The sequence below is a fragment of the Burkholderia metallica genome (assembly GCF_001718555.1).
Taxonomy (GTDB): Bacteria; Pseudomonadota; Gammaproteobacteria; order Burkholderiales; family Burkholderiaceae; genus Burkholderia; species Burkholderia metallica.
Window position 1 is genome coordinate 2,591,525 of record NZ_CP013403.1, and the last position, 22,427, is coordinate 2,613,951.

The 22,427-nt window shown below is 63.2% G+C and carries 14 protein-coding genes, 2 tRNA genes and 3 rRNA genes; 3 read left to right on the plus strand and 16 right to left on the minus strand.

The window, feature by feature from the left end; translation table 11 throughout:
• Nucleotides 1-118 precede the first annotated feature (118 nt).
• Both WJ16_RS30985 and WJ16_RS30990 read left to right on the plus strand, forming a co-directional pair.
• A complete protein-coding gene (locus WJ16_RS30985; RefSeq protein WP_069260768.1) occupies nt 119-1,711 on the plus strand; it encodes an inorganic phosphate transporter in 1,593 nt (530 codons plus the stop codon).
• 375 nt (nt 1,712-2,086) lie between these two features.
• The gene (locus tag WJ16_RS30990; protein WP_069260769.1) at nt 2,087-2,830 is read left to right on the plus strand and encodes a 2OG-Fe(II) oxygenase; all 744 of its coding nucleotides are present in this window, start codon (nt 2,087-2,089) and stop codon (nt 2,828-2,830) included.
• A gap of 273 nt (nt 2,831-3,103) precedes the next feature.
• On the opposite strand, the gene WJ16_RS30995 is transcribed toward WJ16_RS30990, so the two are convergent.
• The 13 genes from WJ16_RS30995 to phnS all read right to left on the minus strand — a co-directional run bounded on the left by WJ16_RS30995 (nt 3,104) and on the right by phnS (nt 18,137).
• The gene (locus WJ16_RS30995; RefSeq protein WP_069260770.1) at nt 3,104-4,528 is read right to left on the minus strand and encodes a DHA2 family efflux MFS transporter permease subunit; all 1,425 of its coding nucleotides are present in this window, start codon (nt 4,526-4,528) and stop codon (nt 3,104-3,106) included.
• A gap of 618 nt (nt 4,529-5,146) precedes the next feature.
• Nucleotides 5,147-5,259: ribosomal RNA gene (rrf, locus tag WJ16_RS31000) — 5S ribosomal RNA — on the minus strand.
• 132 nt (nt 5,260-5,391) lie between these two features.
• Nucleotides 5,392-8,273, minus strand: a 23S ribosomal RNA gene (locus WJ16_RS31005).
• Nucleotides 8,274-8,553: 280 nt separating this feature from the next.
• Nucleotides 8,554-8,629, minus strand: a tRNA-Ala gene (locus WJ16_RS31010).
• A gap of 36 nt (nt 8,630-8,665) precedes the next feature.
• A tRNA-Ile gene (locus WJ16_RS31015) sits at nt 8,666-8,742 on the minus strand.
• A gap of 63 nt (nt 8,743-8,805) precedes the next feature.
• A 16S ribosomal RNA gene (locus tag WJ16_RS31020) occupies nt 8,806-10,338 on the minus strand.
• Together the 16S, 23S and 5S rRNA genes with 2 tRNA genes alongside form the textbook arrangement of a ribosomal RNA operon.
• A gap of 513 nt (nt 10,339-10,851) precedes the next feature.
• Nucleotides 10,852-11,403, minus strand: a complete 552-nt coding sequence (locus WJ16_RS31025; RefSeq protein WP_069260771.1) for a phosphonate degradation HD-domain oxygenase — start codon at nt 11,401-11,403, stop codon at nt 10,852-10,854.
• 4 nt (nt 11,404-11,407) lie between these two features.
• Nucleotides 11,408-12,862, minus strand: a complete 1,455-nt coding sequence (gene phnY, locus WJ16_RS31030; RefSeq protein WP_069260772.1) for a phosphonoacetaldehyde dehydrogenase — start codon at nt 12,860-12,862, stop codon at nt 11,408-11,410.
• Entirely contained in the window at nt 12,859-14,166 is a 1,308-nt protein-coding gene (gene phnA / locus WJ16_RS31035) for a phosphonoacetate hydrolase (protein ID WP_069260773.1), read from the minus strand. The genes phnY and phnA overlap by 4 nt, the downstream gene beginning before the upstream one ends.
• Complete coding sequence (phnV, locus tag WJ16_RS31040) at nt 14,163-15,023, minus strand: 2-aminoethylphosphonate ABC transport system, membrane component PhnV (RefSeq protein ID WP_069260774.1); 861 nt, start codon at nt 15,021-15,023, stop codon at nt 14,163-14,165. Before phnV ends, phnA begins: the two co-directional genes overlap by 4 nt.
• Nucleotides 15,013-15,933, minus strand: coding sequence for a 2-aminoethylphosphonate ABC transporter permease subunit (gene phnU, locus WJ16_RS31045; protein ID WP_069260775.1), 921 nt, complete (start codon nt 15,931-15,933; stop codon nt 15,013-15,015). The genes phnV and phnU overlap by 11 nt, the downstream gene beginning before the upstream one ends.
• Nucleotides 15,911-17,014 (minus strand): 2-aminoethylphosphonate ABC transport system ATP-binding subunit PhnT, encoded by a 1,104-nt coding sequence (phnT, locus tag WJ16_RS31050; RefSeq protein WP_069260776.1) that lies wholly within the window; start codon nt 17,012-17,014, stop codon nt 15,911-15,913. The genes phnU and phnT overlap by 23 nt, the downstream gene beginning before the upstream one ends.
• Nucleotides 17,015-17,048: 34 nt before the next feature.
• Nucleotides 17,049-18,137, minus strand: coding sequence for a 2-aminoethylphosphonate ABC transporter substrate-binding protein (phnS, locus tag WJ16_RS31055; protein ID WP_069260777.1), 1,089 nt, complete (start codon nt 18,135-18,137; stop codon nt 17,049-17,051).
• A gap of 259 nt (nt 18,138-18,396) precedes the next feature.
• Between phnS and WJ16_RS31060 the strand changes: the two genes are divergently transcribed.
• The gene (locus WJ16_RS31060; protein WP_069260778.1) at nt 18,397-19,506 is read left to right on the plus strand and encodes a 2-aminoethylphosphonate--pyruvate transaminase; all 1,110 of its coding nucleotides are present in this window, start codon (nt 18,397-18,399) and stop codon (nt 19,504-19,506) included.
• Between the two features lie 102 nt (nt 19,507-19,608).
• Here the strand turns inward: WJ16_RS31060 and WJ16_RS31065 are convergent, their stop codons facing one another.
• From WJ16_RS31065 to aroQ, 3 genes are read right to left on the minus strand one after another with little or no spacing between them, the layout of a single operon-like run.
• Complete coding sequence (locus WJ16_RS31065; protein WP_069260779.1) at nt 19,609-20,952, minus strand: MFS transporter; 1,344 nt, start codon at nt 20,950-20,952, stop codon at nt 19,609-19,611.
• Nucleotides 20,953-20,984: 32 nt separating this feature from the next.
• Complete coding sequence (locus tag WJ16_RS31070) at nt 20,985-21,854, minus strand: shikimate dehydrogenase (RefSeq protein ID WP_069260780.1); 870 nt, start codon at nt 21,852-21,854, stop codon at nt 20,985-20,987.
• Nucleotides 21,851-22,306 carry a type II 3-dehydroquinate dehydratase gene (gene aroQ / locus WJ16_RS31075; protein ID WP_069260781.1) on the minus strand — a complete coding sequence of 152 codons (456 nt, stop codon included), beginning with the start codon at nt 22,304-22,306 and terminating at the stop codon, nt 21,851-21,853. Before aroQ ends, WJ16_RS31070 begins: the two co-directional genes overlap by 4 nt.
• Nucleotides 22,307-22,427: the final 121 nt, after the last annotated feature.

The window sequence follows — 22,427 nt, forward strand, 5'->3', positions numbered from 1 at the left end:
AGCGCATCGCCGAGTACCTTACACATCCGTAAGGTATACCGTTCGTGGTCCCGACTGTCATCAAACTGACTGCGAGCCGCAGCTAGGATCGGACGCGATTCCCTTACGAGACGCCGTCATGAATCAACCTGCTTCGTCCGCACCGAACCAATCGGGCTCCGTCGAACGCACCCGGCAGATCGGCTATGCCGTGTTCCTGCTGGTGCTCGTGCTCGGCGCCGTCTATATCGCCACGCACCTGATCGACGACCTGTCGCCGGTCCGCGACGCCAAGCTGTTCCCGTACCTGTTGCTCGGCGCGGCATTGCTGATCGCGCTCGGCTTCGAATTCGTCAACGGCTTCCACGACACCGCGAACGCGGTCGCCACCGTAATCTACACGCACTCGCTGACGCCGAACGTCGCGGTGATCTGGTCGGGCATGTGGAACTTCCTCGGCGTGATGGTCTCGAGCGGCGCAGTCGCATTCGGCATCCTGCAACTGCTGCCGGTCGAGCTGATCCTGCAGGTCGGCAGCGGCTCGGGCTTCGCGATGGTGTTCGCACTGCTGATCGCCGCGATCGTCTGGAACCTCGCGACCTGGTATTTCGGGTTGCCGTCGTCGAGCTCGCATACGCTGATCGGATCGATCATCGGCGTCGGGCTGATGAACCAGCTGATGCACGGGCCGTCCGGCACGAGCGGCGTCGACTGGGGCCAGGCGCTCGGCGTCGGCAAGTCGCTGCTGTTCTCGCCGATCGTCGGCTTCCTGTGCGCGGCGCTGCTACTGCTCGTGCTGAAAAACCTCGTGCGGATTCCGGAGCTGTACAAGGAGCCGCCGAAGGACCAGCCGCCGCCGTTCTGGATTCGCTGCCTGCTGATCCTGACCTGCACGGGCGTGTCGTTCGCACACGGCTCGAACGACGGCCAGAAAGGGATGGGCCTCATCATGCTGATCCTGATCGGCACGGTGCCGACCGCCTATGCGCTGAACAAGGCCGTCACGCCGGCCGAAACGCAGACCTTCGTGGCGGTCGCGAACCAGGCCGCCGCGACGTTCGGGAAGTACACGAACGGCGTCGCACCGTCCGCGAACCCGCGCATCGACGTCGAGCGTTACGTACAGCATCGCGAACTGACGCCGGCCGTGATTCCTGCCGTCGCGCAGTTGTCCACGTCGCTCGCGACCGCGGTCGGCGCGTCGGGCTCGATGGCGGCCGTGCCGCAACGCGACGTCGACAACGTGCGCAACACGATGTATCTGGTCTCCGAAGCCATCCGCCTGATCGAGAAATCCGGACACCCCGCGTTCGCAGCCGACGACAAGCTCGCGATCGACAACTATCGCAAGCAGCTCGACCATGCGACAAAGTTCATTCCGACGTGGGTGAAGGTGGCGGTCGCGATCGCGCTGGGCCTCGGCACGATGGTCGGCTGGAAGCGGATCGTCGTGACCGTCGGCGAGAAAATCGGCAAGCAGCATCTGACGTACGGACAGGGGGCGTCGGCCGAACTCGTCGCGATGCTCACGATCGGCGCGGCCGACGTGTACGGATTGCCCGTGTCGACAACGCACGTGCTGTCGTCGGGCGTCGCGGGCACGATGGCGGCGAACGGATCGGGCCTGCAATGGGGGACGGTGCGCAGCCTCGTGCTGGCATGGGTGCTGACGCTGCCGGCGTCGATCGTACTCGCCGGCGCGCTTTATTGGTTGTTCCGGTCGCTGGCGTGACCGGTGACGCGGCGGGTGGCCGGCGAGAGCCGGCTGCTTGCTGCCTGACGCAGAAGATTCGACCTCGCCTTTCTCGCCTTTCCGCCTTTCCGCCGTTCAAACTTGAGCGGCATCTCGGGACTACGCGGCCCATGCTTCTCTGCTTCTCCACCTCGACGCGTCGAAGCATCCGGTGCGCCCGTGCCATCATGAGCACTCACCGTCTTCTTTTCCCGAATTGAAGCGCAAGATCTGGAGCGCGCCGGTGCGTGGACATCCGTAGACTGGGCTCATCGACACTTACCGTGGGCTCAACCGCGCAGACGACGTGGCCGAAGCATTTCGCACGGTTGCACGACTGCACGGCGCCCCATCGCTGACGAACGAGGTACGCCCGTGAACATAGCCGACCTGCAACCTGCCGTCGAATCGCTCGATATTGCGCAACGCGTCGACACGATCGACTGGACGACCGTCGCTACCGATCTCGATCGCTACGGATGCGCGCGCGTGCCGGGCCTGATGTCGGCAAGCGAGTGCGCGGCGCTCGCGTCGCTCTATCCGCGCGATGCGCTCTATCGTTCGCGCGTCGTGATGGCGCGACACGGGTTCGGTCGCGGCGAATACAAGTATTTCGCGTACCCGCTGCCGGCTGTCATCGCCGAGCTGCGTGCGACGCTCTACCCGCACCTCGCGCCGATCGCGAATCGCTGGAACCAGGCACTCGGGATGGACGTCCGCTATCCGGCGGACCACGCGACGTTCGTCGACCGCTGCCACGCGGCAGGACAGACGCGACCGACACCACTGATCCTGCAATACGGTCCCGACGACTACAACTGCCTCCACCAAGACCTGTACGGCGAGCATGTGTTCCCGCTCCAGGTCGCGATCCTGCTGTCGGAGCCGGGCCGCGATTTTACCGGCGGCGAATTCGTCCTGACCGAACAACGGCCGCGTATGCAGTCGCGTGCGGAAGTCGTGCCGCTGACACAAGGCGACGCCGTCATCTTCGCCGTCCATGGCAGGCCCGTGCAGGGAACGCGGGGCGTCTATCGCGTCACACTGCGCCACGGTGTCAGCCGGATCCGGAGCGGCCACCGCCATACGGTCGGCATCATTTTCCATGACGCACAGTGACGGTGATCGGGACGAGCACGACGCTGTGATGCCATCCGTCACACCGGCGGATTCGAGCGAGAAGAACTGCACATCCGACGTGCCAATCGCGTGATCGATCAGGACGCTTCGCGGATAGACATCATTACGCGATCAGTTCACTCCCCCGCTGTGACAGATAGCCGTTTCCGCTTCCCTTCGGAGCATCGCCGCACGACGGATCCCCGTTTCAGGCAAGTGACGTCGAGCCGAAACATTCACCTGTCGCAGCACAAAATCGACGTGAACCCCGGCCTATCCGCGCGCGACATTTGCCCGCAGCCGGTCGCCCGCATCGGAGGCAAGACGTGCGTAGCCCGGCAACGTCAGCAATGCGAGCACGCCCGCCCCGACGAACGCCCAGCGGAAATCGTCAAGTACGTAGTGCATGCCGACCGCATCGCCACGCACCAACGCCGCGAGTCGCAGCGACAACGCTCCGAACGCGATGCCCATCCCGATCGTCATCTGCTGCGCCGCGCTCCAGAGCGTGCTGGCTGCGCTCGTCTGCTGAGCCGGGATATCCGCATAGGCCAGCGTCGCGAGTGTCGTGAACTGCATCGATCGGGTCAGCCCATAGACGAATACGACGAACAGCGTGATCGCCAACGGCGTCGACGCAGTCAGCCAGCCACACGCGATCGTGAAAAGGCCGACCATCGTCACGTCGACGAGCGCAACGCGCCGAAAGCCGAAGCGATCGAGAATCCACGACGTTCCCGCCTTCATCCCGAGATTGCCGAGCGCGCTCGCCAGCAGCAGCAGGCCGGACTGGAACGGCGACAACCCGAAGCCGATCTGGAACAGCAGCGGCAGCAGGTACGGCACGGCATTGATGGCCATCCGCGTGATCGAACCGGTGACCACCGTCACGGAGAACGTCGGCACCTTCAACGTCGTGAAATCGAGCAGCGGATGCGCGCAACGTCGCGCATGCCACCACGCGACGATACCGAACAGCACACTCGCGCCCACCAGAAGAGCCGCGCGCGTGAAGTGAACGTCCTGCTGGCCGGCCGCTTCGGTGCCGATCAGCAGACAGGTCAGCGCGCCCCCTGCGAGCACGAAACCGACCCAATCGAGCGGCCGTTGCTCGTCGGCCCGTGTGTTCCGGACGATCAGCCACGTGCAGACCAGTGCGGCAAGGCCGAACGGGACGTTCAGCAGGAAGATCCATCGCCATGACGCATAGGTGGTGATGAAGCCGCCGATCGGCGGCCCGACGACGGGCGCGACGATGCCCGGCCACGTGATCGTCGCAATCGCTCGCATCAGCTTCGCCTTCTCGGTGCTGCGAACGACGATCATGCGCCCGACCGGGACCATCATCGCCCCGCCGACGCCTTGCAGCAGACGCGCAGCCGTAAACGACACGACACCCTCGGACAACCCGCACAGTATCGACGCGCCGGTGAAGACGACGATCGCGCTGGCGAACACCGTCCGCGAGCCATAACGGTCGGCAATCCAGCCGCTGATCGGGATGAATACGGCGAGCGCCAGCATGTAGGCCGTCATCCCGAGGCTCAGCGCGTTCGGCCCGACGCCGAACGAGCGTGCCATTTGCGGCAGCGCAGTCGCTATCACGGTCGTATCGAGGTACTCCATGAAGAACGTCGCGGCGACGAGATACGGCAAGAAGTCGGTCGTCCGACCACCTTGAACGGGGCTGTCAGTCATGAACGGTGCGGGAGACGGAATACGGAGGATACCGACCGCCCGGGGGTCTCTGGAAGCGCCGGGAATCGGGACGAATCGCGATATTACCCCGAAGGACTTGCACCCTGCTCTGCGGGCTTGTCGCGCGAATGGACTTTATGCGCATAGATTTCTATGACGAATTTCGTCTGCGCGAGCCGACTGACGTTTGTCAGCAGGGTCGACGCAATGCGTCGAAAGAGGGGCGCGGTGAAGGAAACCCTGTGTCGGCATGAATCATTCACCGGCATTTTCGGCGAACTCCGCCCATCGTCTGTCTTTACAACGTCATTGACAATCACAACAACACTGGTCGGGTGCCACCGACCGGGCCAAGGCCTTCGTCGCGAACTGGGCGGCCAAGAAGATTGTCATTGTCTGCTCCTGGTCGATGACGTCAGGTGTCAGCGTGGCCGACTATCCGAGAGGGCGCTCGGCGCAACGGCGAACGATCGAAAAGCTGGACCGTCACCACCACAAACTGATTCCACATTCAGGACGCGGCATAGCAGATTGCATCGACCAACACGTGCGCATGCATTTCCGCCGCTGAAATGCAAAAACCCCCGCCTTGTCGGGCGGGGGTTTCTGGCTTAGGGAGCCTGACGATTACCTACTTTCACACGGGAATCCGCACTATCATCGGCGTAGAGTCGTTTCACGGTCCTGTTCGGGATGGGAAGGGGTGGGACCGACTCGCTATGGTCATCAGGCAAAGAGGGTTGTTGCGCTGGCTTGGCAGCACAACCAATCCGGGAAGAAGCAGTAATTTTGAGTTGTGTGTATCACACACGAGAATCCAACCAGTCCGACGCGCTGTCCTCAGCGCGAGACAGACTTGTTATAGGATCAAGCCTTACGGGCAATTAGTATCAGTTAGCTGAACGCATTACTGCGCTTACACACCTGACCTATCAACGTCCTGGTCTCGAACGACCCTTCAAGGGGATCTAGTCCCCAGGGATATCTCATCTTAAGGCGAGTTTCCCGCTTAGATGCTTTCAGCGGTTATCTCTTCCGAACATAGCTACCCGGCGATGCCACTGGCGTGACAACCGGTACACCAGAGGTTCGTCCACTCCGGTCCTCTCGTACTAGGAGCAGCCCCCTTCAAATATCCAACGCCCACGGCAGATAGGGACCAAACTGTCTCACGACGTTTTAAACCCAGCTCACGTACCTCTTTAAATGGCGAACAGCCATACCCTTGGGACCGGCTACAGCCCCAGGATGAGATGAGCCGACATCGAGGTGCCAAACACCGCCGTCGATATGAACTCTTGGGCGGTATCAGCCTGTTATCCCCAGAGTACCTTTTATCCGTTGAGCGATGGCCCTTCCATACAGAACCACCGGATCACTATGACCTGCTTTCGCACCTGCTCGACTTGTCGGTCTCGCAGTTAAGCACGCTTATGCCATTGCACTATCAGCACGATTTCCGACCGTACCTAGCGTACCTTCGTACTCCTCCGTTACGCTTTGGGAGGAGACCGCCCCAGTCAAACTGCCTACCATGCACTGTCCCCGACCCGGATCACGGGCCAAGGTTAGAACCTCAAACAAACCAGGGTGGTATTTCAAGGACGGCTCCACCGAAACTAGCGTTCCGGTTTCATAGCCTCCCACCTATCCTACACAGATCGGTTCAAAGTCCAATGCAAAGCTACAGTAAAGGTTCATGGGGTCTTTCCGTCTAGCCGCGGGTAGATTGCATCATCACAAACACTTCAACTTCGCTGAGTCTCGGGAGGAGACAGTGTGGCCATCGTTACGCCATTCGTGCAGGTCGGAACTTACCCGACAAGGAATTTCGCTACCTTAGGACCGTTATAGTTACGGCCGCCGTTTACCGGGACTTCAATCAAGAGCTTGCACCCCATCATTTAATCTTCCGGCACCGGGCAGGCGTCACACCCTATACGTCCACTTTCGTGTTTGCAGAGTGCTGTGTTTTTATTAAACAGTCGCAGCCACCAGTTTATTGCAACCCCTTCACCCTCCTGGCGCAGGCCAGTCAAGCTACAAGGGCGTACCTTATCCCGAAGTTACGGTACCAATTTGCCGAGTTCCTTCTCCCGAGTTCTCTCAAGCGCCTTAGAATACTCATCTCGCCCACCTGTGTCGGTTTGCGGTACGGTCATCGTTAGACTGAAGCTTAGAGGCTTTTCTTGGAACCACTTCCAATTGCTTCGCTCCCGAAGGAGCTCGCGCCACACCCTTGAATTGCGCACCCGGATTTGCCTAAGTGCCTTCTCCAATGCAGCGACCGGGACTTCCAACACCCGGACAACCTTCCGCGATCCGTCCCCCCATCGCATCTAACAATGGTGCAGGAATATTGACCTGCTTCCCATCAGCTACGCATTTCTGCCTCGCCTTAGGGGCCGACTCACCCTACGCCGATGAACGTTGCGTAGGAAACCTTGGGCTTACGGCGAGGGGGCCTTTCACCCCCTTTATCGCTACTCATGTCAGCATTCGCACTTCCGATACCTCCAGCACCCTTTACAAGGCACCTTCGCAGGCTTACGGAACGCTCTCCTACCATGCGTGCTAAGCACGCATCCGCAGCTTCGGTATATAGCTTAGCCCCGTTACATCTTCCGCGCAGGACGACTCGATCAGTGAGCTATTACGCTTTCTTTAAAGGGTGGCTGCTTCTAAGCCAACCTCCTGACTGTTTTAGCCTTCCCACTTCGTTTCCCACTTAGCTATATTTGGGGACCTTAGCTGGCGGTCTGGGTTGTTTCCCTCTTGACACCGGACGTTAGCACCCGATGTCTGTCTCCCGTGATTGCACTCTTCGGTATTCGGAGTTTGCTATGGCGGGGTAATCTGCAATAGACCCCCCAACCATGACAGTGCTCTACCCCCGAAGGTGAGACACGAGGCACTACCTAAATAGTTTTCGGAGAGAACCAGCTATTTCCAGGTTTGTTTAGCCTTTCACCCCTATCCACAGCTCATCCCCTAACTTTTCAACGTTAGTGGGTTCGGACCTCCAGTACGTGTTACCGCACCTTCATCCTGGCCATGGATAGATCACCTGGTTTCGGGTCTACGCCCAGCAACTGAACGCCCTATTCGGACTCGCTTTCGCTACGCCTGCCCTATACGGTTAAGCTTGCTACTGAACGTAAGTCGCTGACCCATTATACAAAAGGTACGCCGTCACCCCTTACGAGGCTCCGACTGTTTGTATGCATGCGGTTTCAGGATCTATTTCACTCCCCTCCCGGGGTTCTTTTCGCCTTTCCCTCACGGTACTGGTTCACTATCGGTCGATCACGAGTATTTAGCCTTGGAGGATGGTCCCCCCATCTTCAGACAGGATTTCACGTGTCCCGCCCTACTTGTCGCACACCTAGTTCTTTCATACTGTTTTCGCCTACAGGGCTATCACCTGCTATGGCCGCACTTTCCAGAGCGTTCGGCTAACAATACAAATAAAGAGTGCAAGGCTCATCCCATTTCGCTCGCCACTACTTTGGGAATCTCGGTTGATTTCTTTTCCTGCGGTTACTTAGATGTTTCAGTTCACCGCGTTCGCTTCGCATGGCCTATGTATTCAGCCATGGATACTCCAAAAGGAGTGGGTTTCCCCATTCGGACATCTACGGATCAAAGCTCGTTTGCCAGCTCCCCGTAGCTTTTCGCAGGCTACCGCGTCCTTCATCGCCTGTGATCGCCAAGGCATCCACCACATGCACTTGTTCGCTTGACCCTATAACGAGTCTGTCTCGTTACAGGTTGAGTTCTCGCGTTGTGCCGTATTCCAATTGAGTCGAACATAGAGTTCGAATCATCTTGAGATACATCGATACAATCACAACCCGGATAGTTTTCACGTCCATCTCAAGACGCTTCCGCTATCCAAATTACTTACTTCTTCCAGATTGTTAAAGAACGACAGCCGATACGTACTACGTACCGCTCTGACTGGCTCAATCGCCAATGCAAAATTCTCGGTTCAATGTCTGAACCAAGCCCTTAGCGTTGGTGATTGGTGGAGGCAGACGGGATCGAACCGACGACCCCCTGCTTGCAAAGCAGGTGCTCTCCCAGCTGAGCTATGCCCCCATGTACAGAGAACTTCAGGGTACTACCGCCAGACAATGGTGGGTCTGGTTGGATTCGAACCAACGACCCCCGCCTTATCAAGACGGTGCTCTAACCGACTGAGCTACAGACCCCTGAGTCTGTCTTTAAATTTACAGCCGATAAGCGTGAGCGCTCAACTTTGCGAGAAGCTCTGGAAAGGAGGTGATCCAGCCGCACCTTCCGATACGGCTACCTTGTTACGACTTCACCCCAGTCATGAATCCTACCGTGGTGACCGTCCTCCTTGCGGTTAGACTAGCCACTTCTGGTAAAACCCACTCCCATGGTGTGACGGGCGGTGTGTACAAGACCCGGGAACGTATTCACCGCGGCATGCTGATCCGCGATTACTAGCGATTCCAGCTTCATGCACTCGAGTTGCAGAGTGCAATCCGGACTACGATCGGTTTTCTGGGATTAGCTCCCCCTCGCGGGTTGGCAACCCTCTGTTCCGACCATTGTATGACGTGTGAAGCCCTACCCATAAGGGCCATGAGGACTTGACGTCATCCCCACCTTCCTCCGGTTTGTCACCGGCAGTCTCCTTAGAGTGCTCTTGCGTAGCAACTAAGGACAAGGGTTGCGCTCGTTGCGGGACTTAACCCAACATCTCACGACACGAGCTGACGACAGCCATGCAGCACCTGTGCGCCGGTTCTCTTTCGAGCACTCCCACCTCTCAGCAGGATTCCGACCATGTCAAGGGTAGGTAAGGTTTTTCGCGTTGCATCGAATTAATCCACATCATCCACCGCTTGTGCGGGTCCCCGTCAATTCCTTTGAGTTTTAATCTTGCGACCGTACTCCCCAGGCGGTCAACTTCACGCGTTAGCTACGTTACTAAGGAAATGAATCCCCAACAACTAGTTGACATCGTTTAGGGCGTGGACTACCAGGGTATCTAATCCTGTTTGCTCCCCACGCTTTCGTGCATGAGCGTCAGTATTGGCCCAGGGGGCTGCCTTCGCCATCGGTATTCCTCCACATCTCTACGCATTTCACTGCTACACGTGGAATTCTACCCCCCTCTGCCATACTCTAGCCTGCCAGTCACCAATGCAGTTCCCAGGTTGAGCCCGGGGATTTCACATCGGTCTTAGCAAACCGCCTGCGCACGCTTTACGCCCAGTAATTCCGATTAACGCTCGCACCCTACGTATTACCGCGGCTGCTGGCACGTAGTTAGCCGGTGCTTATTCTTCCGGTACCGTCATCCCCCGACTGTATTAGAGCCAAGGATTTCTTTCCGGACAAAAGTGCTTTACAACCCGAAGGCCTTCTTCACACACGCGGCATTGCTGGATCAGGCTTTCGCCCATTGTCCAAAATTCCCCACTGCTGCCTCCCGTAGGAGTCTGGGCCGTGTCTCAGTCCCAGTGTGGCTGGTCGTCCTCTCAGACCAGCTACTGATCGTCGCCTTGGTAGGCCTTTACCCCACCAACTAGCTAATCAGCCATCGGCCAACCCTATAGCGCGAGGCCCGAAGGTCCCCCGCTTTCATCCGTAGATCGTATGCGGTATTAATCCGGCTTTCGCCGGGCTATCCCCCACTACAGGACATGTTCCGATGTATTACTCACCCGTTCGCCACTCGCCACCAGGTGCAAGCACCCGTGCTGCCGTTCGACTTGCATGTGTAAGGCATGCCGCCAGCGTTCAATCTGAGCCAGGATCAAACTCTTCAGTTTAAACCTGTTACTGTTTTCGGTTCTTTCGAACCGGTCGCTCACTCAAAGCTGACAGGAATATGAATTGCTTCATAAACCTGACTTACTTTAGTGTGAGACTCTTGATACTTTCGCTATCTGATCCGAGGATCAGCTCGCTTTCATCAAGCGCCCACACTTATCGGCTGTTAATTTTTAAAGAGCATTTCTGCGAGAAACCTGAAGTTTCCCGGCAGCGCTGCGTTTTCAGCAGCAGAGAAGCGAGATTATGAACCGTGTTTCGCAGCGCGTCAACAACTTTTTACATCAGATCGTTGCGACTGCGGGGCTCAACTTCCAGGTCAGCCGTGCGCTCCAGACTCCAGCGCTCCCGCCAACCCTGCTTCCCTCTTCCGCACCGCGTTTCCGTTAGCGCGAAAGAGGCGTGATTGTAGGCAGCCTCCCCGAACTGCGCAAGGGGTTTCGCAAAATATATAAGGCCCCGCACGCTGTCGCGTGCGGGGCCTTATATAGATGGAAGAGGCCGCCGAACCGTCAGGCCGCGCGCACCTGGCGCGCGACGATCTCCATATAGTGATCGAGATCCGGCGTGACCTTGCCCTCCTCCTTCGCCATATCGTCCCAGCGGCGCAGACGCAGCGCGTCTTCCGCGAACGGTCGCCGCAGGAACACCGCCGCGTCCTCTTCACTGAAGATGCCGCCCTGCAGCGCGAGACTGCGCACCGAGTCCGGCGACAGGCTCTCGAAGTAGCCGGCATCCGTGCGGCACAGGCAGCGCTTCGCATCGACGTGCAGCCGGATCGGCTCCAGCACCGCGTCGGAGAACAACGGCCGCAGGAACGGCAGCACGTAATACTGATGCAGATCGTCGATCCCGCGCGCGCTCGGCGTCTCGCCCTGACGATTCAGCAGATGCCCGAGGTCGTGCAGGAACGCCGCCGCGACCAGCGCTTCGTCCGCACCCGCCTCTTCCGCCAGACATCCGCTCTGCAACGCATGCTCGAGCTGCGTGACCGGTTCGCCGCTATAGGCCACATGGCCATGTTCGCGATACAGCCCGTGAATCTCTTCCACCGTCAATGCCATGCGTCTACTCCCAAGGCAGCGAAAACGTCTTCAGGTTCGTGAAGCTCTTCATCGCCTCCTGAACGCCTTCCTTGTACCCCAGCCCCGAATCCTTGATCCCGCCGAACGGCGACAGCTCGATCCGGTATCCGGGCACTTCCCATACATTCACCGTGCCGACGTTCAGCTCGTTCACGAACCGCACGACGGCCGCCGTGCTGTCGGTACACACCCCCGACGACAGCCCGAACGCCGTCCCGTTGCTGATCCGGATCGCATCGTCGATCGTGTCGAACGTGATGACCGGCGATACCGGGCCGAAGGTCTCCTCGCGCACGATCGTCATCGACGGATCGACGTTGTCGAGCACGGTCGGCGCATACAGCGCGCCGCGCCGCACGTTGCCGGTCAGCAGGCGCGCGCCCTGCGCAACCGCGTCGTTCACGCGCGCCTCGAACAACCGTGCCGCTTCCTCGTCGATCACCGTGCCCATTTCGTTCGCGGAATCGAACGGATCGCCGTACTTCCACGCGCGCGTCTTCTCGACCAGCAATTCGGTGAACGCTGGCGCGATCGAGCGCTGCACCAGCATCCGCTTGACAGCCGTGCAGCGCTGGCCCGAATTCCGGTACGAGCCGAGCACCGCGAGCGACGCCGCGCGTTCGAGATCGGCATCGTCGAGAACGATCAGCGGATCGTTGCCGCCCAGTTCCAACACGATGCGGCGGTAGCCGGCCCGCGCGGCAATCGCCTTGCCGATCGCCACGCCGCCCGTGAACGTGATCAGCGACGCATGCGGATGCGTGACGAGTTCGTCCGCGATCTCGGCCGGGCGGCCGGTCAGCACCTGCAGCATCGGCTCCGGCAATCCTGCCTCGACCAGCAGGTCGGCCAGATAGAACGCCGACAGCGGCACCTTCTCCGATGGCTTCACGATCACGCGGTTGTTGGTCGCGATCGCCGGCGCGATCTTGTGCGCCACCTGGTTCATCGGATGATTGAACGGCGTGATCGCGACGATCACGCCGTCCAGCGGCTGCCGCTGCGAAAATACGCGGCGCGCCTTGCCGTGAGGCGTCAGATCGCACGAGAAGCTCTGCGCGTCGTCGCGCAGCGCCTCGATCGCCGCAAACTTCAGCACGTCGGCCACGCGGCCGATCTCGTAACGGGAGTCCTGTTTCGACAGCCCCGATTCGAGCGTGATCAGGTCGGATGCTTCCTCGGTACGCTCGCGCAACAGTGCGGCCGCCCGCTCGAGGATCTGCGAACGCTCGTAACGCGTAAGCTTCGGCCGGTACGCCATCGCGTAATCGAATGCCGCGCGCACGTCGTCGACGCTCGCCAGCGGCACCGTCCCCACGCGCGTGCCCGTGTAAGGGTCCATCACGTCGAGCGTGCGTTCGCGCGTCGCGCGCGTGCCGCACCAGCGCAGCGCCTCCGCGCGAAACGCCGGATGATCGTGTCGGGGATGGGCCATCATGTCGCGACCCGGTTCAGCACGAAATCGAACACGTCGAAGTTGCGCGGGCGACGCCCGTGTTCGGCCGGCTCGATACGGCGGTTGAACAGCAGCGGCACTTCCTGCTCCGACACGCCGCCATGCGAGCGCAGCGGCACCGTGAGGCCCGACAGGTCGTGTTCGCGCTCGCGCGTCCCGAGCGTCATGTCGCGGCGGCCGATCACGACGAGATCGCCGATCCGGTCGGCCGGCAGTTCGAAACGTGCGGCGGCTTCCGCGTTGTCGAGCACGAGTTCGACGCCGTCGAGGCCGCCGACGCGCCACATCGCCTCGGCCCGGTCGATGCCCGGCGCAAGGTAGATCGTCGCAAACGAGCCGAGCGCGCCGTGGTGCACGACGTACGGGTCGGTAATCGGCAGGATCACGCGCGCAGCCTGCGCACCGTACCAACCGTCGAATGCATCCTGCAGATAGATGACGTTCGGCCGGCCCGTCGCGGGGTCGTGCTTCGCGTTCATCCCGTGGTCGGCCGTGAGCCCGATCGCCCAGCCGAGTGCGTCGAGCTGCGCGAGGTAGCCGTCCATCATCGCGTAGAACGCGTTCGCGCCCGCACTGCCCGGCTCGCACTTGTGCTGCACGTAGTCGGTGGTCGACAGGTACATCAGGTCGACCTGGCGCGTCTGCGCGAGCCGAACGCCGGCCGCGAACACGAATTCCGACAACGCCGCGCTGTAGACGTCCGGCGACGGCAGGCCGACCCAGTCGAGCACGTCGACGATCCCGTTTTCCGCGAGATTCGCCTGCGCGGCCTTCTCGGCCGAAAAGCAGATGCCGTTCAGCTGCCAGCCCAACAGCCGGCGCAGCTTGTCCTTCGCCGTCACGACCGCGACCCGCGCACCGGCGTCGGACGCCGCCGCGAGCAGCGTGCCGGCCCGCAGGTAGGCCGGGTCGTTCATCATGACTTCGGCGCCGCGCCCGCCGTCGGCGGCCGGATCCCAGAAGTAGTTGCCGCAGATCCCGTGGACCGACGGCGGCACGCCGCAGACGATCGACAGGTTGTTCGGGTTGGTGAAGGTCGGCACGACGCAATCGGCGCGCCATGCCGTGCCTTTCGCGATCATCCGGCCGATGAACGGCGCGACGCCCGCTTCCACCGCCCGGTCGAGATAGTCGTACTCGCAGCCGTCCACGCAGACGACGACGGTCGGTTCGGCCGGCAGCCGATAGCGCCGGCCGTTGACGTCGACGGAGCGCGCCGCAAGATCCGTCGATGCGCCAGCTGCCGACGCGTCACCGGGTTGGCGCAATGCGAACGCGGCGTTCATGATGCGGCCCGCTTGCCGCGCGGTACACGCGCGGCGATCAGCAGCAGCGCCGCGAGCGACGCGCCGAGCATCAGCAGCGACAGCGCCGATGCCGGAAGGTAATAGCCGCGCTCCACCTGGCCGATCACGACGATCGGCACGGTCGCGAAGCCCGGCGGATACACCGTCAGCGTCGCGCCAAGCTCGCCGAGCGACAGCGCGAAGCCGAGCGCGAGGCTCGCGCGCAGCGCCGGCACGAGCTGCGGCAGCAGCACGCGGCGCAGCACCATCGCGGGCGGCGCACCGAGGCTCGCTGCCGCTTCGCGCAGCACGGTCAGCTCCGGACGCAGCGCGGCGGCCGCGCAGCGATAGCAGAACGGCAGGATCAGCGCGAGCTGCACGAGCACGACGATCGCGGCCGAACTCGACAGGTCGACCGGCTTCTGGTGATACGCGATCAGCACCGCGAGCCCGAGCACGACGCTCGGCACGCCGTTCGGCACCATCACGAGCGCGTCGACCACCGCGCCGAGGCCGCGCCGGTCGCGCCCTTCGAGCGCCAGCGCGAGCCACAACCCGAGGATCGTGCCGACCGCCGATACGCCGAAGCCGATTTCCAGGCTCGTCAGCAGCGCATCGTATTCGGGCGACCCGAGCCGCTCGAACCAGCGCAGGCTGTAGCCGGCCGGCAGGATCGTGCCCGACCATTGCGTCGACACGCTCGACAGCGCAACGACGACGACGGGCAACACGAACAGCCAGAAGCAGGCGAACGCGGCCAGCGCGAGCGCCGCGCGCGACGCATGCTTGAGCACCGTGTCGCCCCAGCCGATCTGGTGGCGCGGCACGGCTTGCCCGATACGGAATTCAGCGGACATCGTTTCCTCCCGTCGCACGCCGGTTCACCCGGCGATAAACCGCATACAGCGCCAGCGACAGCGCGAGCATCACGACCGCGCCGGCCGACGCGGTCGGCAGGTCGAGGTCGACGGTCGCGCTGCTGTAGATCGCAACCGGCAGCGTGACGAGCCGCGCACTGCCGAGCACGAGCAGAATCCCGAATTCGTTCAGCGTCAGCAGGAAGCACAGCACGGTGCCGGCGGCGATGCCCGGCCACGCGATCGGCAGCACGACGCGGCGCGCGAGCATCCAGCCGGATGCGCCGAGGCTGCGCGCGGCTTCGATCAGCCGCAGGTCGAGCGTCGCGAACGACGCGAGCGTGGGCCGCACGACGAACGGCGTATAGAACACGGTCTGCGCCAGAATCACGCCGCCGATGCCGAACAGGAAATCGAGCGGCGGATTCTCGAGATGGAACAGGTGCTGCAGCGCGATGCTGATCGACCCTTGCGAGCCGTACAGGAAGATCAGCGTGAACGCGACGAGGAACGACGGAAACGCGACGTACAGCTCCAGGAAGCGCGTGACGAGCGACGCGCCCGGGAACGGCTTGAAGAACAGCAGCGCGGCCAGCATCACGCCGAGCACCGACGCGGTGCCGGCGCTCGCGAACAGCACGCCGAGGGTGGTGAGCAGCACGTTGCGCGTGTCGGGGTTGCCGAAGAACGTGCGATACGCGGCGAAGCTGAACCCGTGATCGCCCGACACGCTCAGCAGCACGAGCCGCACCAGCGGATAGACGACGAGCGGGCCGAGCACGACGACCGCGAGCGCGGCCAGGTGCAGGTCGCCCATGCGCCTGCGGCGCCGCGCGGCGGCGGCGTGCGCGGCGGCCGACGCGAGCACGTGCGGCGGCAGGCCGGCTTCAGGGCTCGATAAGGACGACATCGTCTGCCTCGCAATGCAGGGAAACGCGCGCACCGCGCTCGGGAGCCGCACCGCGGCCGCGTTGCATCGTGACGCGCACGGGCTCGTCGGGCGCCGCGTCGATCGTGACCGCGATCGACAAGTCCGCGCCCTGCCATTCGACCGACGACACCGTGCCGTGCAGCCCGCCCGCGGCGGGCGGCATCACGGTCAGGCGCTCGGGGCGCACGCACGCGACCTTGCCGCGCACTTCATGGCGCGGATCGCCGAGCGGGAAGATCACGTGCGGCGGCAGCAGGTTCGCCGGGCCGAGATAGCGTGCAACGTAGCCGTCCTGCGGCGCGTCGTACAACTGCTGCGGCGTGCCGAGCTGCGCGATGTGGCCGTCGCGCATCAGCAGCGCGCGGTCGGACAGCACGAGCGCGTCGTCGCGATCGTGCGTCACGCAGACGACGGTGAGATTCGGCAGGCGCTCGTGCAGCGCCTTCAGTTCGCTGCGCACCGATGCGCGCAGGTTCGCGTCGAGCGCCGACAGCGGCTCGTCGAGCAGCAGCACGTCCGGCTCGATCACGAGCGCGCGCGCCAGCGCGACGCGCTGCTGCATCCCGCCCGACAGTTGCGCGGGCAGGTGATGGCCGGCATCGCCGAGCTGCACGAGCTTCAGCGCGTCGGCGACGCGGCGCGTCACTTCCGACGACGCCATCCCGCGGGCGCGCAGCCCGAATGCAACGTTCTCGAACACCGACAGGTGCGGGAACAGCGCGTAATTCTGGAACAGCAGACCGAGATTGCGCTTGTGCGGCGGCGCATAGGTCAGGTCGCGTCCGGCAACGGTCAGCGTGCCGGTCAGGCCGTCGGCCTTCACGAACCCGGCGATGAAGCGCAGCAGCGTGGTCTTGCCGCAGCCGCTCTTGCCGAGCACGGTCAGAAATTCACCGGCGCCGATCGACAGCGACAGATCTTCCAGCACCGTGCGTGCGCCGTAGCGCACGCTCAGGTGTTCGATCTGCACGCCGCCCGGCGCGCCGGACCGCAGCGTTGCCCGCGGTTCGGCGGCGCCGAATGCGCCGGGATGGGTCAGGGCGGTGTCCACCGGGTTCATCCTCTTGCTCACTCAAACAGGCGGCGTGAGCCGGTCACTTCGGCTTGACGACGTCGAGCTGCTTGCCCGAGCTGCCGATCACATCCTTCTTCCAGCGCTCGATCCACACCGGCTTCTTCGCCATCACCTGGGTCCAGTCGACCGGGATCAGCTTCACGCCCGAGATCGCCTTCTTGACCGCTTCGCCGTTCTTGCCCGCCAGCGGCACGTCCGTGCGGCCCGGGATGCCGTACATGTCCGGCACCTTCGACTGCACCTCCGTCGACATCAGGTAGTCGATCAGCTTCTTGCCGGCGTCCTGGTTCGGGCCGCTCTTGATCAGGCCGATGCCGTACGGGAGCTGGAACGTGGTCGGCTGGTCGCCTTCCTTCGCGGCCAGGAAGATCGGCTTGACGGACAGCGCGCCGTGCTCGGCATCGTCGAGGTCCATCTGCAGGTCGCCGTTCGCGACGCTGATCTCGTTACGCGACAGCAGCACGTTCAGGTAGCCCGTGCCCTTCGTGTGGAACTTCACGCTCTGCGACAGCTTCGCGAGGTAGTCGAACGCCTTGTCCTCGCCCATCAGCGACGTCGTCAGGATCAGCACGGCCATCCCGTCGCCGGCCGTGGCCGGGTTCGAGTACGCGACCTTGCCCGCGTAGGCCGGCGACAGCAGGTCGGCGAACGTCTTCGGCTGGTTCTTCACGACGTCCGGGTTGATCGCGAACGAGAAGTAGTTGTTCACGAACGTCGCCCACGTGCCGTCTTCGGCCTTCGCGATGGCCGGCACGTTCTTGTAGTTCACGCTCTGGTACGACTGCAGCAGGCCCATCTGGCCGGCTTGCTGGATGAACGGCGGCAGCGTGACGATCACGTCGGCCTTCGGGGAATTCTTTTCGATGTTCGCGCGGTTGACGACCTCGCCGCTGCCCGCCGTCACGATGTTGACCTTGACGCCTTCCTTCTTCTCGAAGGCCGGCAGCACATCGCGATACAGGTTCTCGAGACCGTCTGCCGTGTACAGCACGACCGCGCTCGCCGCATGGGCGGGCAACGCGGCGCCCATCAGAGCGGCGACGCTGGCGGCCAGCGCAAGCTTGCGGAACGCGCCGGCAGCGGCGCGCGAGGGTTTCTGCAGTGTCATCTGACTTCTCCGTAGGCGGAACACCAATGGGCCGGGGGCACGACCCGGCTCTCCTGTTATCTCCGGGCAGCGCCGCTCGACGGCCTGCCTCGCCGCCGCGCGAGGTTGGGTTCGGCGCGGCAAGCGAAGGATCACAGCGTTCGATGACAAACCCGTGACGAATGCCGCAATTTCCAAAAAATGACACATTTTGCCAATATCATGCAAGTCATTCAGAAATGCCGCGCGGTGTTTCTTCCGACCTTTGCAGAGGAAAACCATGTCCGATCCGATTCTTCTTACGCCCGGCCCGCTCACCACGTCCGCCACAACCCGCCACGCAATGCAACATGACTGGGGCTCGTGGGACGCCGCTTTCAATCAACTGACGGCCAGAGTCTGCGCGGATCTCGTCGCCATTGCGCACGGCGGTGACGAGTACGTGTGCGTGCCGATGCAGGGAAGCGGCACGTTCTCGGTCGAAGCCGCGCTCGGCACGCTGGTGCCGCGCGACGGCGTCGTGCTGGTGCCCGACAACGGCGCGTACTGCGCGCGCATCCTGAAGATCCTCGGCCGGCTCGGTATCGACGCGATCGCGTTGCCGTTCGGCGAGGACACGGCCGTCGATCCGGCCGCGATCGAAGCCGCGTTCGCGCGCGAGCCGCGCATCACGCACGTCGCGCTGGTGCATCTGGAGACGAGCGCCGGCATCCTGAACCCGCTCGACGACATCGCCGCCGCGTGCCGGCGCCACGGCAAGCGGCTGATCGTCGACGCGATGAGTTCGTTCGGCGCGCTGCCGATCGAACTGGCGGGCAGCGGCATCGACGCGCTGATCTCGGCGAGCGGCAAATGTCTCGAAGGCGTGCCGGGGATGGGCTTCGCGATCGTGCGGCGCGACGCACTCGACGCGAGCGAAGGCAACTCGCCGTCGCTCGCGCTCGATCTTCACGACCAGTACGCGTACCTGCGCAAGACCGGCCAGTGGCGCTTCACGCCGCCGACGCACGTGATCGCCGCGCTGCGCGCCGCACTCGACCAGTACGTCGCCGAAGGCGGCCAGCCGGCGCGTGGCGTGCGCTATGCGGACAACTGCCGCACGCTGGTCGAATCGATGCGCGCGCTCGGCTTCACCCCGTTCCTCGATGCGGGCGTGCAGGCGCCGGTGATCGTCACGTTCCACGCACCCGACCACCCGGCCTACGATTTCCGCCGCTTTTACGACGCGGTGCGCGACGCGGGCTTCATCCTGTATCCGGGCAAGCTCACGCGGCTCGAGACGTTCCGCGTCGGCTGCATCGGCGCGATCGACTCGAACGACATCCGGCGCGCGGTCGCGGCCATCGCGCACGCGATCGAATCGCTCGGCATCGCGGTGCAACGCGCATAAGCGCCGTACTCGCCCGGCCAGCACGTTCTGCGCACGCAAATAAAAAGCCCGGCGGCCAACCGGCCGCCGGGCGAACGCACAGGAGATGCGTGGAGCGGGTGCTTACAGCTCGATCCGCTTGATGTCGCCGACCACGAAGATGTACGACGCCGCACCGACCAGCGCGATCACGCCGATGAACACGAGCGCGCCGACGAACGACCCGGTCGACGCGACGATGAAACCGACGACGAGCGGCGTGATGATCCCGGCGAGGTTCGCCGCGAAGTTGAAAATGCCGCCGGTCACGCCGAGCAGGCCGTCCGGCGCGATGTCCGACACGAGCGTCCAGCCGAGCGCGGCCATCCCCTGCGCGAAGAACGCAACCGACATGATCGCGATCACGGCTTCGTTGCTCTGCACGTAGTTCGCGAGAATGATCGTCGACGCGAGCAGCAGGCCCGCAATGATCGGCAGCTTGCGCGCGAGGTTCGCGGACTTGCCGCGACGCAGCAGCCAGTCGGAGAAGATCCCGCCGAACATCACGCCGACCGATGCGGCGATGAACGGCATCACCGCGAAGAAACCGATCTTCAGCCAGCCCATGTGGCGCTCGGTGGCGAGGTAGGTCGGGAACCAGGTCAGGAAGAACACGAGCGTCGAGTTGCCGGCGAACTGGCCGAGGCAGATGCCCGCGAGCTGACGCTTCTTCAGCAGCTTGCCGGCCATCGACCAGCTGAAGGCCTTCTGCCCCGCCTTGCCGCCCTTGTCGCCGTCCTTGCGCGCGCCGTGCACCAGGCCGCCGCCCGCCTCGATGTACGCGAGTTCCTCCGCATTCGCGCCCGGATGGTTGCGCGGTTCGTGATAGAACTTCCACCAGACCAGGCCGAACGCGATGCCGATCGCGCCGACGACCCAGAACAGCGAGCGCCAGCCGAACGCGCCCATCAGCGCGAACAGCACGGGGCTGAAGAACGCGAGACCGATGTACTCGCCCACCGTGTAGGTACCCGTCGCCATCGCGCGTTCGTTCTGCGGGAACCAGGTCGCGACCACCCGGCTGTTGGTCGGGAAGCACGGCGCCTCCGTGACGCCGAGACCGAGCCGGCACGCGAACAGCGTCGCGACGCCGGGCACGAAGCCTTGCAGGAACGTGCACAGCGACCACAGCGTCATCGACCAGTAATACGTGATCTTGCTGCCGAAACGGTCGAGAAACAGGCCGCCGGGCACCTGCGCCGCCACGTACGTCCACGAGAACGCGGAGAACATGATGCCCATCACGGCCGCATTGATGCCGAGCTCCTTGGTGAGCTGCGGCGCAGCCACTCCCAGCACGGTACGGTCGAGATAGTTGATCATCGTGCCGATCGCGAGCAGCGCGAGAATCTTGTAGCGCGCGGACGTGCGCCGGACGGTGCCGGCCGCCTGCGCCGGCGCGGCACGCGTGTCAGTGGTGTGCTGCATGGTCGTCTCCTGGTCTCTCTTTCTGGATGGGGTCAGCGCGCGACGAGCGACTGAAAGTGATCGAACATCCGCTCGGCGTCGGGCGTGCGTCCGGTGAAGATCTCGAACGCGTCGACGGCCTGGTAGACGGCCATCCCGCCACCCGGCAGCGTGGCGCAGCCGGCCGCGCGCGCCGCATGGATCAGTTCGGTTTCGAGCGGGAAGTACACGATGTCGGCCACCCACATGCCGGCATGGAGCAGTTCGGCCGGCAGCGGCAGGCCCGGATGCTTGGCCATGCCGGTCGGCGTGGCGTGGATCAGGCCCGTCGCGGCGTGCATCGCGCCGGCAAGATCGCTGCCGGACGGAGCGCCGCCCGACGCGACCCGCGCGGCGGGGAAACGCTGCTGCAACTCGGCCGCGAGCGCGGTGGCCCGCGAGCCGTCGACATCGAAGATCGTCAGTTCAGCCGCGCCCATCTGCAGCGCCGCGTGCGCGACGGCCGCGCCGGCACCGCCCGCGCCGAGCTGGACGACGCGTTCGAGCTTCGCGCCGGGCAGCCCGCGGCGGAACGATTTCGCGAAACCCGACCAGTCGGTGTTGTGGCCGATCCGCTTGCCGTCCTTGAACAGCACGGTGTTCACCGCGCCGAGCGCGCGAGCGTCGTCCGACAGCGCGTCGAGGTGTTCGATCACGCGCTGCTTGCACGGGTGCGTGATGTTCAGCCCGTTGTAGCCCATCCGCTGCGCGGCATCGAGCAGTTGCGGCAGCGCGTCGACGCTCACGCCGAGCGCGTCGAGGTCGATGCGCCGGTAGACGTAGCCGAACCCCTGGCGGAAGCCTTCTTCCTCGTGCATCGCGGGCGACAGCGAACCGCCGATGCCCTGGCCGATCAGGCCGATCAGAAACGACGGGCGGCTCATCGTGCGGCTCCCTGCGAGAACAGCGTCGCCAGACGCTGCAGTGCAAACACGTAGCCTTCGGTGCCGCAGCCGCAGATCACGGCTTCGGCGAGCGCCGACACGTACGAATGGTGGCGGAACGCCTCGCGGCGATGCACGTTCGAGATATGCACTTCGATCACCGGTTTCGCGATCGCGGAAAGCGCGTCGGCCAGCGCCACCGACGTATGCGTATAGGCGGCCGGGTTGATCACGATGCCGTGCGTGTCGTGACGCGCGGCGTGCAGCCAGTCGATCAGCTGATGTTCGGCGTTCGACTGGCGGAAGTCGATGTCCAGCCCGAGCCCTTCCGCCGCCGTGCGGCAGCGCTGCTCGACGTCGGCGAGCGTTTCCGCGCCGTAGATCTGGGGCTCGCGCGTCCCCAGCAGATTCAGGTTCGGGCCGTTCAGCACCAGCACCTTGGGCTTGCTCATGGTGATTCTGCTCCTAAAACGGGGGCGAATCGTTAGCCGACTTCGCCCCCTGACGTCAAGATTTGGCGCTAGTGTGCGCTTGCGCAAGCGCAATGTCTTTTCGGGTTTTCGCTAATTTGTA

What these genes read in the sequence shown, in the direction of transcription:
- WJ16_RS31065 (WP_069260779.1), bottom strand. Translation starts at nt 20,952, where the DNA reads ATGCAGCACACCACTGACACGCGTGCCGCGCCGGCGCAGGCGGCCGGC.
- phnV (WP_069260774.1), bottom strand. Translation starts at nt 15,023, where the DNA reads ATGTCCGCTGAATTCCGTATCGGGCAAGCCGTGCCGCGCCACCAGATC.
- phnT (WP_069260776.1), bottom strand. Translation starts at nt 17,014, where the DNA reads ATGAACCCGGTGGACACCGCCCTGACCCATCCCGGCGCATTCGGCGCC.
- phnY (WP_069260772.1), bottom strand. Translation starts at nt 12,862, where the DNA reads ATGATGGCCCATCCCCGACACGATCATCCGGCGTTTCGCGCGGAGGCG.
- WJ16_RS30995 (WP_069260770.1), bottom strand. Translation starts at nt 4,528, where the DNA reads ATGACTGACAGCCCCGTTCAAGGTGGTCGGACGACCGACTTCTTGCCG.
- WJ16_RS31070 (WP_069260780.1), bottom strand. Translation starts at nt 21,854, where the DNA reads ATGAGCCGCCCGTCGTTTCTGATCGGCCTGATCGGCCAGGGCATCGGC.
- aroQ (WP_069260781.1), bottom strand. Translation starts at nt 22,306, where the DNA reads ATGAGCAAGCCCAAGGTGCTGGTGCTGAACGGCCCGAACCTGAATCTG.
- WJ16_RS30985 (WP_069260768.1), top strand. Translation starts at nt 119, where the DNA reads ATGAATCAACCTGCTTCGTCCGCACCGAACCAATCGGGCTCCGTCGAA.
- phnA (WP_069260773.1), bottom strand. Translation starts at nt 14,166, where the DNA reads ATGAACGCCGCGTTCGCATTGCGCCAACCCGGTGACGCGTCGGCAGCT.
- WJ16_RS31025 (WP_069260771.1), bottom strand. Translation starts at nt 11,403, where the DNA reads ATGGCATTGACGGTGGAAGAGATTCACGGGCTGTATCGCGAACATGGC.
- phnS (WP_069260777.1), bottom strand. Translation starts at nt 18,137, where the DNA reads ATGACACTGCAGAAACCCTCGCGCGCCGCTGCCGGCGCGTTCCGCAAG.
- phnU (WP_069260775.1), bottom strand. Translation starts at nt 15,933, where the DNA reads ATGTCGTCCTTATCGAGCCCTGAAGCCGGCCTGCCGCCGCACGTGCTC.
- WJ16_RS31060 (WP_069260778.1), top strand. Translation starts at nt 18,397, where the DNA reads ATGTCCGATCCGATTCTTCTTACGCCCGGCCCGCTCACCACGTCCGCC.